13 protein-coding genes are annotated in these 13,223 nt (G+C 44.9%); all 13 read left to right on the top strand.

Annotation, left to right across the window (positions count from 1 at the left end):
* Window positions 1–46 precede the first annotated feature (46 nt).
* Window positions 47–1,396, top strand: coding sequence for a 30S ribosomal protein S12 methylthiotransferase RimO (gene rimO / locus BR63_RS04900; RefSeq protein WP_034419791.1), 1,350 nt, complete (start codon window positions 47–49; stop codon window positions 1,394–1,396).
* Window positions 1,380–1,928: a CDP-diacylglycerol--glycerol-3-phosphate 3-phosphatidyltransferase gene (gene pgsA, locus BR63_RS04895; RefSeq protein WP_034419793.1), complete on the top strand. Its 549-nt coding sequence runs from the start codon at window positions 1,380–1,382 to the stop codon at window positions 1,926–1,928. The genes rimO and pgsA overlap by 17 nt, the downstream gene beginning before the upstream one ends.
* Window positions 1,925–2,353 (top strand): phosphatidylglycerophosphatase A family protein, encoded by a 429-nt coding sequence (locus BR63_RS04890; RefSeq protein WP_034419795.1) that lies wholly within the window; start codon window positions 1,925–1,927, stop codon window positions 2,351–2,353. The genes pgsA and BR63_RS04890 overlap by 4 nt, the downstream gene beginning before the upstream one ends.
* A 106-nt stretch (window positions 2,354–2,459) precedes the next feature.
* Window positions 2,460–3,020 (top strand): hypothetical protein, encoded by a 561-nt coding sequence (locus tag BR63_RS04885; protein WP_034419797.1) that lies wholly within the window; start codon window positions 2,460–2,462, stop codon window positions 3,018–3,020.
* Window positions 3,020–4,513: an AAA family ATPase gene (locus BR63_RS04880; protein WP_034419801.1), complete on the top strand. Its 1,494-nt coding sequence runs from the start codon at window positions 3,020–3,022 to the stop codon at window positions 4,511–4,513. The genes BR63_RS04885 and BR63_RS04880 overlap by 1 nt, the downstream gene beginning before the upstream one ends.
* A gap of 172 nt (window positions 4,514–4,685) precedes the next feature.
* Complete coding sequence (locus tag BR63_RS04875) at window positions 4,686–5,453, top strand: DeoR/GlpR family DNA-binding transcription regulator (protein ID WP_081907977.1); 768 nt, start codon at window positions 4,686–4,688, stop codon at window positions 5,451–5,453.
* Between the two features lie 9 nt (window positions 5,454–5,462).
* The gene (pfkB, locus tag BR63_RS04870) at window positions 5,463–6,401 is read left to right on the top strand and encodes a 1-phosphofructokinase (RefSeq protein WP_034419817.1); all 939 of its coding nucleotides are present in this window, start codon (window positions 5,463–5,465) and stop codon (window positions 6,399–6,401) included.
* A gap of 39 nt (window positions 6,402–6,440) precedes the next feature.
* Window positions 6,441–7,820 (top strand): PTS fructose transporter subunit IIC, encoded by a 1,380-nt coding sequence (locus tag BR63_RS04865; protein ID WP_034419818.1) that lies wholly within the window; start codon window positions 6,441–6,443, stop codon window positions 7,818–7,820.
* A gap of 25 nt (window positions 7,821–7,845) precedes the next feature.
* Window positions 7,846–8,298, top strand: a complete 453-nt coding sequence (locus tag BR63_RS04860; RefSeq protein WP_034419819.1) for a PTS sugar transporter subunit IIA — start codon at window positions 7,846–7,848, stop codon at window positions 8,296–8,298.
* A 14-nt stretch (window positions 8,299–8,312) separates the two neighbouring features.
* Window positions 8,313–8,582 carry an HPr family phosphocarrier protein gene (locus BR63_RS04855; protein ID WP_034419820.1) on the top strand — a complete coding sequence of 90 codons (270 nt, stop codon included), beginning with the start codon at window positions 8,313–8,315 and terminating at the stop codon, window positions 8,580–8,582.
* On the top strand, window positions 8,582–10,321 hold the full coding sequence (gene ptsP, locus BR63_RS04850; protein ID WP_034419821.1) for a phosphoenolpyruvate--protein phosphotransferase: 1,740 nt from the start codon (window positions 8,582–8,584) through the stop codon (window positions 10,319–10,321). Before BR63_RS04855 ends, ptsP begins: the two co-directional genes overlap by 1 nt.
* A 239-nt stretch (window positions 10,322–10,560) precedes the next feature.
* Window positions 10,561–11,814 (top strand): competence/damage-inducible protein A, encoded by a 1,254-nt coding sequence (locus BR63_RS04845; protein WP_034419822.1) that lies wholly within the window; start codon window positions 10,561–10,563, stop codon window positions 11,812–11,814.
* Window positions 11,811–13,217 carry a metallophosphoesterase family protein gene (locus tag BR63_RS04840; RefSeq protein ID WP_051965370.1) on the top strand — a complete coding sequence of 469 codons (1,407 nt, stop codon included), beginning with the start codon at window positions 11,811–11,813 and terminating at the stop codon, window positions 13,215–13,217. Before BR63_RS04845 ends, BR63_RS04840 begins: the two co-directional genes overlap by 4 nt.
* The last annotated feature ends 6 nt before the right edge of the window (window positions 13,218–13,223 follow it).

The following is a 13,223-nucleotide window of genomic DNA, read 5'->3' as shown; positions in this document are numbered from 1 at the left end:
GAATCCTAAGATATACTTAAACAATATGCAAAATCGGAGGCTAGCTATGTCCTATCTTGTAAAAATCGTAACCTTAGGCTGTCCCAAAAATACAGTAGACAGCGAACAAATCCTGGGACAGCTTTTTCGCCATGGCCATCAACCGGTAGATGACCCTTCAAAAGCTGATGTTATTGTGATTAATACCTGCGGTTTTATTGAAAGCGCCAAACGGGAATCTATCGAAACCATTCTTGAACTGGCCCAGCAGAAAATTGAGGGAAAATGCCAGTACCTCATTGTTACAGGCTGCCTGGTGCAAAAATATGCCGATGAACTAAAGGCAGAACTTCCGGAAGTTGATTTGTTTTTAGGAACAGGGGATATTCACTTGTTGCCGCAACTCCTGGCTTCTCTAAAACCTGGTGTCCGTATAGCCCAGGTGGGTGACCCTGACAATTATCTTTTTGATGATGAAATTCCCCTGGTCCCCGGCCATATTAAACACTATGCCTATGTGAAGATTGCGGAAGGGTGTAACAATTGCTGTACTTACTGTGTCATCCCGTCCATGCGGGGAAAATACCGCAGCCGTTCCCTGGAGTCCATTGTTCATGAGGTTTCTAAACTTACTGAAAATGGTGTCAAAGAAGCTATTTTAGTAGCACAAGATATCACTTTGTACGGTTATGACAAATATGGCAAGTATATGCTGCCTGCCCTCCTGCAAGAATTGGTTAAGTTAAAAAATCTGCAGTGGATAAGGCTTCTTTATTGCTATCCTAACCGCCTTACCGATGAACTGCTTTTAACCATAAAAGAAGAACACAAAATCTGCCGATACCTGGACATTCCTTTACAACACATTTCAGACCCCGTGTTAAAGGCCATGGGACGCCCCATGGGCAAACAAGACACCATAGATTTACTGAAAAAAATCCGTAAGTTGCTGCCCGGTGTCACACTTCGTTCTACTTTTATCATTGGTTTCCCCGGGGAGAGTGAGGAGGATTTTGCACAGTTACTGGCTTTTCTGGAAGATATGCAGTTTGAAAGGGCCGGCTTTTTTACTTACTCACCTGAACCCGGTACAAAAGCTGCCGGTCTGCCGTTGCAAATTCCCGAGGAAGTCAAGGAACGGCGCTTACAACAGGCCTTAGCCGTACAGGAAAAAATACTTGCCGCCAAACAAGCCCAACAAGTAGGAATGATTATCCCTGTGATTGTTGATGGACCAAGCCCAGAATATGAGGGGTTATGGGAGGGACGCACTCAGGGAGACGCACCTGAAATAGACGGGGTCGTTTATATTAAACCTGCACCAAATCTTAGACAAGGTGATATAATAAATATCAAGATTACTCACAGCCAAGATTTTGCCTTAATGGGAGAGGTCAACGATGAACCTGGCCAATAAGCTAACTTTATCCCGGATATTTCTTATCCCGGTCTTCATGCTGGTCTTATTAATCCGCATTCCCTTTGGTGAATATATGGCCGCGCTCATCTTCATCATTGCGGCCAGTACTGACGGTTTAGACGGTTACATTGCCCGCAAACGTAAACAGATAACAAATTTGGGGAAACTAATGGACCCTCTGGCTGATAAATTATTAATCTCGGCAGCCTTAATTTCTTTAGTGGAACTGGGGAAAATCTCCGGATGGATTGCTGTAGTAATTATTGGCCGGGAATTTTTCGTTACAGGACTGCGCGCCATTGCTGCCGCCGAAGGTGTAGTGATTGCTGCGAGTCCACTGGGGAAAATTAAAACAATTAGCCAAATTGTAGCGATTTCGGCTATCCTTCTCAACAATTTTCCTTTAAGCCTGATCACAGATCTTCCTTTTGGCGAATATGCCATGTATGTCGCAGTTTTCTTTACCATCTGGTCAGGCGTTGATTATTATTTGAAAGCCCGTAAAAGTTCGAGGCTGAAGTTGGAATGACGACTGTTATCAGAATCATCGCTACCGGCTTTGGCACCGGATATTCCCCGTGGCTTCCCGGGACCGCAGGTAGTACCCTTGCTGCCGTTATCGCCTGGTTTATACCTCTTAACATCTGGCATATTGTTTTTTTATGCCTGGCCGGCATCTTTATCTGTGCAAAAGGGGAAATTCTCTTAAATGAGCATGATAGCCCCCATATTGTTTTTGATGAATTCTGCGGCATCTTTATTGCCACCTGGGGTTTAAGTTCACTACCAAGCTTTTTCTTGGCGTTTATCCTTTTTCGTTTTTTTGACATGGTAAAACCTTACCCCATTTCTAAATTACAGGAACTCCCAGGCGGGTGGGGGGTTATGGCTGATGACCTGGCCGCCGGTTTAATTGCCCGCTTTCTTGTTCATTTGTCTATCATATTTTTTTAACGAAGTAAGCCCTGCTTTTATGCAGGGCTTACTCTCTTTCCAGCCTTTCTCTAAGGAGGAAATAGTACTTTTGTGCTATAATAATCAAGAAGAGAGGAGGTAAGTCATGTCACAAAAATTACTGCGTTTCTTTACTACCATATTGATCGGCTTTATAACCCTTGCTGTGTTAGTCGGTGGGACTTACTTCTATAATAAATTAGTCTTTACCGAACCTCTGGAAGCGGCTGTGACCAAGCTGCCTTCGGTCAGTGCTTTTAAATTCGAACAGGTCAACTCCCGCTCAAAAATTACAGTACAGTTTAAAGACTCCCAGAGATTGCGAGACAGTTTTTATCAGCTCCTGGACCAAATGGAGAAACAATCTCCTAAAAACCTGGCTCACCTCACCGTAGAGATCGCCAATACGCCTAATGCTGCTCTGGAGAAGTTTTTGACGGACAGCCGTTTACCCATTTTTGAAGCACTAAGTACGGGAAAATTTACGGAACTCCCTAACCATTTGACATCTTTAGCCCAAAAAAACTCAGTGACCTATATGTTAGACCTTGATAACAACTTTATTTTTCTAACTGCAAAAGATGAGCAGCAAACTGCTCATATTATCATTAATAGGGGAAGTTCACCCATACAGATTATTAATACCATGGGAGGGAACTATTTATAATGAAAAAAGAAATACTATTCGGAATACTGGCAGGGTTCCTCTCCTTCCTGGTATATCTGGGATATGATATCACACCTGTCATCATCCTGGGAGCCCTGGGCTTTATGCTTTATATCGTGATGCAGAAAAAAGGACTTCTCAAATTAGATTCCTATCAAAAAGTCATCCAAAATAAAGCATTTCATTTTGAAGATATTGGCGGGCAGGAGACTGCCAAGCAAGAACTTAAAGAAGCTTTAGAATTCCTTATTAAAGCTGATAAAGTGAACCGCATGGGAATTAGACCCCTTAAAGGCATCCTCTTAACAGGCCCGCCCGGTACCGGTAAAACACTGTTGGCCCGGGCGGCCGCCGGTTATTCCGATGCTGTCTTCCTGGCCACTTCAGGAAGTGAGTTTATCGAAATGTATGCCGGTGTAGGTGCGCAAAGAGTAAGAGGCTTGTTCCAGTCAGCCAGGGAGATGGCCAAAAAGCAAAAGAAAAATAGGGCCATCATCTTTATTGATGAAATAGACGTTCTAGGTGGTAAAAGAGGAAGTCATTCCAGCCACTTGGAATATGACCAGACCCTCAACCAGCTCCTGGTAGAAATGGATGGTCTCGGGTATGACCAGGAAGTCCAGATTCTTTTGATCGCCGCTACCAACAGGCCTGATTTGTTAGACCCGGCTCTTTTACGCCCTGGCCGTTTTGACAGGCAGGTGAAAGTTGATTTACCCGATAAAGAGGGACGTTTGGCTATTCTTAAACTCCACTGCCGCAATAAACCCCTGGCCGATGATGTCTGTATCGAGGAAATTGCCAACGGCACCTTCGGTTTTTCCGGGGCCCATCTGGAAAATGTAACCAACGAAGCAGCTATCCTGGCCCTGCGGGATAAGAGTCCTTTTATTAAGCAGACACATCTGAGAGAAGCCGTGGACAAAGTGATTCTCGGCGAAAAACTGGGTAACCGGGCAAGCAGCACTACCTTGCACAGAGTGGCCATTCACGAAGCAGGGCATGCTTTAATGAGTGAATTCTTAAAACCCGGCTCGGTAGACCAGGTAACAGTAACCTCTCGCGGCAATGCACTGGGTTATGTTCGTCATACCCAGGAAGAAGACGAACCTCTTTATACAAAAACAGCACTGGAAAACCAGATCATGATTCTCCTGGCCGGGGCCCTGAGCGAAGAAATTCATTTAGGCGAAAAAAGTACAGGGGCCACCAATGACTTTCAACGGGCTCTGGAATTAACGCAAAAAATTGTTTCCAGTGGCTTATCAAGGCTTGGTGTAGTATCCCCGGATCATTTACCGGAAAATGAATTCTATCAAGTTTGCCAGGAAATCCTGCGCCAACAGGAAAATAATGTATTAGAAATACTGAATGAAAATAAAGAGATGATTTTATGCATAGTGAAACACCTCAAAGAGAAAGAAAAAATCTCAGGAACTGAACTGCGTTCCCTGATACAGCAAGGAACTAAGAGCACAGCTATGTCCGCATAGCGGTGCTCTTTTTATTTAAAAAAATGATTGAAATTGCGAAAACAATCAAATATAATCATAATTAAGCAAAAACGTTCAGGAATAATTAATGAAACACTCAAATATACGCAAGTAGCCGTGTACCAACTGGCTAATTATTAGTTTCCAATGCTCAAGGAAAGGGGGTGTCATATTGTACGGTGAAGAGCGAAAGGAAAAAATTTTAGACTACGTTCAAAGTCACGGCAGAGCTTCGGTACAGGAATTGAGTGAAATTTTCCAGGCGTCCGAGTCAACGATTCGCCGGGATCTTAAAGAACTGGAAGATGTAAAACTGTTAAAGCGGACACATGGTGGCGCTATATCTTTACGCAGTGTGAAATTTGAACCTACCTTTGGTGAAAAGAAGGTTGCTTATTTAAAAGAAAAACGGGCCATCGCCCAAAAAACTGTTGAACTGATTGAAGAAGGAGACACCATTTTTATTGATGCCGGTACAACAACTTTTGAGCTGGTTAAAGAATTAAAATCATTTTCCAAATTAACGGTTGTCACCAACGCTTTCAATCATGTGCAAAAACTGTTAACTTATCCGGGAATTGAAGTGTTGGTAACAGGAGGGATGCTCAGAAAAGAGACACTTGCCATGGTAGGGCCCATGGCGGAACAATCCCTAAGCATGATTCGCGTTGACAAAGCTTTTTTAGCTACCAACGGATTAGATGTGGAGGAAGGATTGACAACACCCAATTTAACAGAAGCAGCCATCAAGCGGCGGATGATCAAATCGGCAAAACAAGTCATCTTATTAGCAGACCATAGTAAAGTTGGGAAAGTATCTTTTGCTAAAATAGCTGATCTGGCTGAAATCGACCAAATTGTGATGGATGATGCAGTCGATGAAAGTATCGTTGCTAAACTGGAAACAATAGGTGTCAGAGTACACATTGTCCACCCCTAGGAGGAAGCTATGCAGTCCAAAGTTGTAACAGTCACACTAAACCCTGCCTTGGATAAAACGATCACCATTCCCCGTTTGGAAGTTGGCGGCCTGAATCGCGTCATGCAAACACGATTAGATCCCGGGGGAAAAGGCATTAACGTGGCCAAGGTGCTGCAAAAATTTTCTGTTGATGTAATTGCCACAGGATTTATTGGTCGTTACCAAGGGGAAGTTGTTCAAAGGGCTTTAAAGGATATGGGGATAAAAACAGGGTTTGTCAAGGTCCGAGGCGTTACGCGTACCAATTTAAAAATTGTTGATAATGAAAGAAAAGTGACAACGGAAATTAATGAGCCGGGTTTTGAAGTACTCCCCGAAGATTTAGTAAAGTTAGGCCACAAACTGTCTTACTTTTTACAGCATACTTCCGTGCTGGTGCTGGGAGGAAGTTTGCCCCAGGGGGTTTCAGAGGATATATATTATCACTATATCGAGCTGGCCAAAAAGCAGAATGTTAAGACTATTCTTGATGCTGAAGGTCTGGCCTTAAAAGAAGGCATTAAAGCCCGGCCCTTTGCGGTAAAGCCCAATATCCACGAGCTTGAACAGTTAGCAGAAAGTCCACTCTCAACAGAAAAGGATATAATTGCCGCCGGGCGGGAGCTGCTCAAAAAAGGTGTTACAGTTGTAGTTATTTCTATGGGAAGTCGAGGAGCCATTGTTCTGAGCAATGATGAAGTTTACCTGGTAACACCTTTCCCCATTATTCCCAATAGCACTGTGGGAGCGGGAGATTCAATGGTAGCTGCTATGGCTTATGCCTTTCTGGAAAATAAACCGCTGCATGAAGTGGCACGTTGGGCTGCTGCTGCAGGTACGGTGACGGCTTCCAAACCGGGAACGGAAGTTTGTTCCCTGGCTGAAGTACAGGGGTTATTACATGAAGTACGTGTTGTACGTATCTAGCTTAAAATTGCAAGCTTGTAAGTAAGGGAGGAAAGAAACATGAAAAAAATTTTAGCTGTTACCGCGTGCCCTACTGGTATCGCCCATACCTATATGGCTGCCGAAGCGATTAAAAAAGCAGCTGAGGGGAAAAATGTTGAGGTGAAGGTTGAAACCCGCGGCGCTGTTGGTGTTGAAAATGCTTTAACAACAGAGGAAATCGCCGAGGCCCATGCTATCATTATTGCCGCAGATACCGATGTTGATGAGGGGCGTTTCCATGGAAAACCTGTAATTAAGGCGTCCGTCAACGAGGCTATTAAAAATCCCGGTAAATTATTGGATGAGGCGGTAAACACAAAGCCAACAGCCCAGGATTACATTGCGCAGGTGCAAAAAACAAAAGCGGAGCGCAGTGCCCAGCGTACAGGTATTTACAAGCATTTGATGAACGGCGTTTCCTTTATGATTCCTTTGGTAGTTGCCGGCGGTCTGATTATTGCTATCTCTTTTATCTTTGGGATTGAAGCATTTAAACAACAAGGTACTTTAGCTGCCGCTTTAATGGACATCGGAGGCGGTGCAGCTTTTGCCTTGATGGTGCCGATTCTGGCCGGTTTCATTGCTTACTCCATTGCCGAAAAACCCGGTCTTGCACCTGGATTAGTAGGCGGCATGCTGGCCTCAAAAATTGGTGCCGGTTTTCTTGGTGGGATTTTGGCCGGTTTTATCGCCGGTTATATCGCCAAATGGCTGAAAGATTCCATTAAGCTTCCCAAAAACCTGGAGGGTTTAAAACCCATCTTAATCATACCTTTCCTAGCAACATTAGTAACTGGTTTACTGATGGTTTACGTTGTTGGTAACCCTGTGAAAGTTATCATGGATGCTCTGACCAATTGGCTGTCGGGCTTAAGTAGCACTAATGCCGTTGTTCTTGGTCTGATTTTAGGGGCCATGATGGCCTTTGATATGGGCGGCCCGGTAAACAAAGCTGCCTACACTTTTGGTGTTGGACTTTTAGGAAATGGAATTTATGAACCAATGGCTGCCGTCATGGCTGCCGGTATGACACCGCCTTTAGGTTTGTGGCTGGCAACGCTGCTTGCTCCCAAGAAATATACTGTGGAAGAAAGAGAAGCGGGGAAAGCAGCCGCTGTCCTTGGGATCTCCTTTATCACAGAAGGAGCCATACCCTTTGCTGCTGCCGACCCGTTCCGTGTGATTCCGGCTATCATGACCGGTTCCGCAGTAACAGGAGCACTTTCCATGTTATTCAAAGCAACTTTACGTGCTCCCCATGGTGGCATTTTTGTCTTACCCATTCCAAATGCTGTAGGCAATTTATTCATGTACACCATTGCCATAATCGCAGGAACCGTGATTACTGCCCTAATGGTCAACTTGCTCAAACACAGTAAAGCTGTGGCTGAAAAATAAAATTTTAAACGAAAGGATATACCCCATGAAGCTGGCGAAAATCATTAACAAGGACAGAATCCAGTTATCCCTTGAAGTTCAAACTAAAGAAGAATGCATTGAAAAAATGGTCGAACAAATGGTGAAAACCGGTGTTGTTACCAATAAAGAAGCTTATGTGCAGGCGGTGAAAAAACGTGAACAAGAGGGAACCACCGCTGTGGGATTTGGGGTTGCTATTCCACATGGTAAATCCTGGGGGGTAGTAGCGCCGGCCTTAGGATTTGCTAAGCTGGCCCGGCCTATCGATTGGCAGTCTCTTGACGGCGGACCTGTTTCCGTGGTGTTTTTAATTGCTGTTCCGGAAGAACAGGCGGAAAATGAGCACCTGCAGATTTTAGCTGCGATAGCCCGTAAACTTATGCACGAAAAATTTCGCAACCAGTTACAGGAAGCTAAGTCGCCGGAAGACGTTATGCAGGTTTTGGAAACAGTTTAAGGGAGGTCTTATTAGTGGTCAGAAAAGAGCTAACTATTGCAAATGAAACCGGCCTGCATGCCAGGCCCGCGCAGCTATTCGTGCAAAAAGCCAGCGAATTCGAAGCGGAAATTAAAGTAAAAAAAGAAGACGGAGCCGAAGCAAACGCGAAAAGCATCCTGGGAGTGATGGCTCTGGCTTTGACCTGCGGCACGAAAATTACTATCGAGGCTGACGGAAAGGATGCAGGAAAGGCTGTACAAGCACTGGTGGAATTGGTAGAACAAAGGTTTGGTGAATCCTAATGGCGGGTATAACCCTCAGGGGTACAGGCGTATCGGAAGGGATACGTTTAGGCAAAGTCCTTCTTTACAAGCCCTTTGATAATCAAATGAGGTCTGTACGTGAAACAATAGCGGCAGCCGAAATCAATTTTGAGCTTGGGCGACTGCAGCTGGCTAAAGAGAAATCCTACCAGGAACTGGCTGAACTTATTGAGCTGACAAGAAGAGAGCTTGGCAAAGATAAAGCTGCTATTTTGATAGCACAGCAAGCTTTTCTAAATGACCCGGCTTTTTGTCCTGAAATGGAAAAAAAGATTCAGCAACAAAGATATCCCGCTGAAAAAGCAGTAAATGAAGTGGTCGAACAGTTTGCCAGCTTATTTGCAGGAATGAACGATGAATATTTACGGGAAAGGGCGGCAGATGTGCGGGATGTAGGGAAGCGGCTTATTTCCCATCTTCAGGGAAAAAAAGGCTTACAGCTGGCCGACATCCAAGAAGAAGTTATTTTGGCAGCTGAGGATTTGGCTCCTTCCGATACTGTGCAATTAAACAAAAAATACGTTTTAGGTTTTGTCACCAAAACAGGTGGTAAGACCTCCCATACCGCCATCTTGTCCCGTTCCCTTGGCATTCCTGCTGTGGTCGGTTTGGGTGAAAACTTTGACCAAATTACTGACGGAGTTTTTTTGATTATTGACGGCGGCACGGGAGAGTGCATCGTTAATCCCCATGAAGAAATTATTAAAGAATATAAGGCGAAAAGAAAAAGAGAAGAGGAAGCTTTATGTGAACTTGAACAGTTTACGTTTAAGCCCGCAGTAACAACTGACGGGTTCCGGGTGGAAATTGCCGCCAACATCGGAACCCCGGCCGAGGCGAAAACAGCCCTGGAACACGGCGCTGAGGGTATTGGTTTATACCGCACAGAATTTTTATTTATGAATGAAACCCAAATGCCCTCGGAAGAAAAGCAATTCCAGGCCTATAAAGAGGTCGTTTCCACTATGGGAGGTAAACCAGTTATCATCCGTACGCTGGATATTGGAGGAGATAAAGAACTTCCCTACCTCTCCTTGCCGAAAGAAATGAATCCCTTTCTCGGCTACCGGGCCATCCGCCTTAGTCTTGACCGGAAGGAACTGCTTATTACCCAGTTGCGGGCTATTTTGCGGGCCAGCAGCTACGGCAAAGTAAAAATCATGTTTCCAATGATTTCGAGTTTGGAAGAATGGAGACAGGCTAAAGCCATCTTTGAAGAAGTCAAGAATCAGCTGGCAAAAGAAGGAATCCTTTTTGACTCTTCCGTTGAGGTAGGGATTATGGTGGAAGTACCTTCCACAGCCATTTTGGCTGACCAATTTGCCAAAGAAGTTGATTTCTTCAGTATCGGGACAAATGATCTGGTGCAATATACGCTGGCTGTTGACCGCATGAATGAAAAAGTTGGCTATTTATACGACCACTTTCACCCGGCGGTCATCCGGCTCGTCAAACAGGTTATCGAGGCCTCTCACCAGGAAGGGAAGTGGACCGGAATGTGCGGCGGAATGGTGGGAGATCCGCTGGCAGCTCCTTTGCTCATAGGGTTGGGCCTTGATGAATGGAGTATGGTGGCGGGAGCCATAAAAAAAGTGAAGCAGATTATTATCCAGAGTAAACGCGAGGAATGCGAGAAACTGATAGAAGGGATTCTTGAACTGGGTACAACGGGTGAAGTTCGTCAGAGGCTGGAAGAATTTTTAAAGGGGCTTTTTTAGCCTCTTTTTTTTAACCAAATTTGCAAATACTTCAAAAACAACAGTCCTTTTTTATTACCCTGAATAACTACTTAGAATATGGACCTGCCATAGCCGTTCCATATGGGAGCATAGCTAAACAGACTTGGTGAAGTGGGGTTGAAAGGCGTCTTAACTTAATATTGTCTGGCAACATTGATTTATAGAGTAATTTTGGTTACAATGAAGCAAGCAAGAGAAGGCGGGAGAGTAATGATCTTATGAATGGGGAAATTATTTCTATAGGAACAGAATTGTTACTGGGTCAAATAATTAATACTAATACCAGGTATCTTTCAGAGAAATTAGCCGGCCTGGGAATTAATGTTTATTATCACACCTCTGTCGGCGATAATAAAAAACGGATTATGGATGCCTTAACCATAGCCCGTTCCCGTGCACAGCTGATTATTCTGACGGGGGGGCTTGGCCCTACGGATGACGATCTCACCAAAGAAACTTTGGCGGAATTTCTAAATTTATCCCTGGAGATAAATCCGGAGGAATTAGCTAAACTGAAGGAATTTTTTGCCAGAAGAAACAGTGAAATGACAGAGAATAACATCAAACAGGCGGCGTTTGTGCCGGGTGCAACCATTTTAGTCAATGACAGGGGAACAGCCCCGGGTATGGCCCTGCAGCATGAAGGGTGTGCTTATCTTATCCTTCCCGGTCCCCCGGTGGAGATGGAACATATGTTTTCCCAATACGCTGTTCCCTGGCTTCGAGAAAATGTGATTCCTCCGGGGACTAAAGGTTTGTTTTCTCATGTCTTGAAATTTGTGGGTATTGGGGAATCCAAATTGGAATGGATGCTCAAAGACCTTTTTGTCCGGCAAACCGAACCCACTTTGGCCTTACTTGCCAAAAGCGGTGAAGTTCACCTGCGTTTAACGGCCCGGGCCCGGGACAAGGAGGAGTTTCTCCAAATCATCTTCCCGTTAGTGAGAGAAATTCGAGAACGTGTAGGGGAATATTTATTTGCCACAGATGAGGTATCACTGGTGGACAGCATTGCAGAAGAGCTAAAGGCGCAGAACTTGACTGTCAGTACCGCCGAATCATGTACCGGCGGCATGCTGAGTCAGGTTTTAACCTCGGTACCGGGTTCATCCCTTTATTTTCTCGGTTCCATTACAGCTTACAGCAATGACATTAAGACGAAAATATTAGGGGTTCCGGAAGAGGTTATTGCCGCTCACGGCGCGGTAAGCCAGGAGACCGCAAGTTTTATGGCCAATAGAATCAGAGAACTTACCGGAAGTATGCTGGGCATTGGCATTACCGGCATTGCCGGACCCGGAGGAGGCAGCAGCGACAAACCTGTGGGTTTAGTTTACATAGCCCTTGCTGCCTCCGATCTTCACTGGTCCTCCGGTTATCACTTTACCGGAGACAGGGATACCATTCGCCAGCGGGCTACTATAACTGCCCTCAATCTCATCCGTAAATATTTAGGTGTCAGTAAAAGATGACAAAAACAATGATTTATGTTAAGGTTGTCCTCTTATCTTTATTCCTTGCCTTATTATTCATTTCCGTTTTTGGTTCCATGTCCTTTCACCTGAAAGCTTTGGAATGGCGTATTTCTTTACAGGTACTGGACCATGGTCTAACAGAATTCAGGCTCCCTCCCGTGGGTACCATCTCAGCCAAAACCCATCTCAGCCCCTTAAAAATTAGTCTGGAATTGCTTAATATTGACCTGGACAGCTTACAGCAACTGCTTTCCGCCCGAGTGGGGTCAAAACAGTTATGGACAGAGCTTAGGTCGGAAGCCATAAGAATAGGTATTCTTTATATACTGCGTCTCTCAATTCTGGCCATCTTAGGCGGCATCATAGGTGCCATCCTCATTACGGGTAAACAGGTTAAACCGGCGCTCTTAGGAACTGTAGCCAGTTTGCTCCTTTGTTTTACCCTCCTGGGTTTAACTTATGCCACTTATGATAAGGAAAAGTTTCGTTCCCCCGAATTCCAGGGGGCTTTGAAAGCAGCTCCCTGGGCTGTGAACATGGTGGAAACGGCCCTGCACAAGTTTAATCTTTTAGGTGAACAAATGAAGATCATGGCCGCCAATCTTAACAGTCTCTACGAAAGAATTAATGAAGTCAGTCCTGTCTTAGAAAAAGAGGACGATCTTCTGGTTCTTCATGTCAGTGATATGCATAACAACCCTGTGGCCCACCAATTTTTACAGCAGATCGTCACCAGTTTTTCGGTGGATATGGTCATTGATACGGGTGATATCACAGATTTTGGCACCCCCGTAGAAGGCCTTTTACTCAAAGGATTGATGGATTTTAAAATCCCCTATGTATTTATTCCGGGTAACCATGATTCACCGGACATTGTGAAACAACTTTCCCGCTATCCTCAAGTACAGGTTCTTACGGGTGGGATCGTAGACGTACAGGGCTTACGTATCCTGGCCATGGCTGACCCCTCCTCAACTTCCAGGAAAATCGCACCCTCCGACAATGAAGTGGTAGAGCGGTATAGGGCCAAGTTACTACAGTTATGGAACGAAGCGGTGAAAAAGCCCCATCTCATTGCTGTGCATAATTTTAATATTACCGAACCTTTGCTGGGACAAACCCCTTTGATTTTATTCGGACACACCCACCAGTATTCCATTAGCCAGGAGAAAGGAACGGTTCTGATCAACGCGGGGACCACAGGGGCGGCCGGTTTAAGAGGGTTGCAGGCCACCAAAGAAATACCCTATTCTGTGGTGCTCTTACATTTTCGGAGAAACTCCCAAAATGAACCGGAACTGGTGGCTGCCGATACGATCCGGGTGTACAACCTGGAACGGGGCTTTACCCTGGAAAGGAAACTATTTAAGACAAGTGGAGTGAATACGGGAAAAATATAATTATTA

It is taken from the genome of Thermanaerosceptrum fracticalcis (genome assembly GCF_000746025.2).
Taxonomy (GTDB): Bacteria; Bacillota; Peptococcia; order DRI-13; family DRI-13; genus Thermanaerosceptrum; species Thermanaerosceptrum fracticalcis.
Note: the sequence above shows the minus strand (reverse complement) of the source record. Positions and strands in the feature narration are given on the sequence as shown.

Bases quoted from the DNA above. Each gene is read 5' to 3' on its own strand.
- rimO (WP_034419791.1), top strand. From the start codon at position 47: ATGTCCTATCTTGTAAAAATCGTAACCTTAGGCTGTCCCAAAAATACA.
- pgsA (WP_034419793.1), top strand. From the start codon at position 1,380: ATGAACCTGGCCAATAAGCTAACTTTATCCCGGATATTTCTTATCCCG.
- BR63_RS04890 (WP_034419795.1), top strand. From the start codon at position 1,925: ATGACGACTGTTATCAGAATCATCGCTACCGGCTTTGGCACCGGATAT.
- BR63_RS04885 (WP_034419797.1), top strand. From the start codon at position 2,460: ATGTCACAAAAATTACTGCGTTTCTTTACTACCATATTGATCGGCTTT.
- BR63_RS04880 (WP_034419801.1), top strand. From the start codon at position 3,020: ATGAAAAAAGAAATACTATTCGGAATACTGGCAGGGTTCCTCTCCTTC.
- pfkB (WP_034419817.1), top strand. From the start codon at position 5,463: ATGCAGTCCAAAGTTGTAACAGTCACACTAAACCCTGCCTTGGATAAA.
- BR63_RS04865 (WP_034419818.1), top strand. From the start codon at position 6,441: ATGAAAAAAATTTTAGCTGTTACCGCGTGCCCTACTGGTATCGCCCAT.
- BR63_RS04860 (WP_034419819.1), top strand. From the start codon at position 7,846: ATGAAGCTGGCGAAAATCATTAACAAGGACAGAATCCAGTTATCCCTT.
- ptsP (WP_034419821.1), top strand. From the start codon at position 8,582: ATGGCGGGTATAACCCTCAGGGGTACAGGCGTATCGGAAGGGATACGT.
- BR63_RS04845 (WP_034419822.1), top strand. From the start codon at position 10,561: ATGAATGGGGAAATTATTTCTATAGGAACAGAATTGTTACTGGGTCAA.
- BR63_RS04840 (WP_051965370.1), top strand. From the start codon at position 11,811: ATGACAAAAACAATGATTTATGTTAAGGTTGTCCTCTTATCTTTATTC.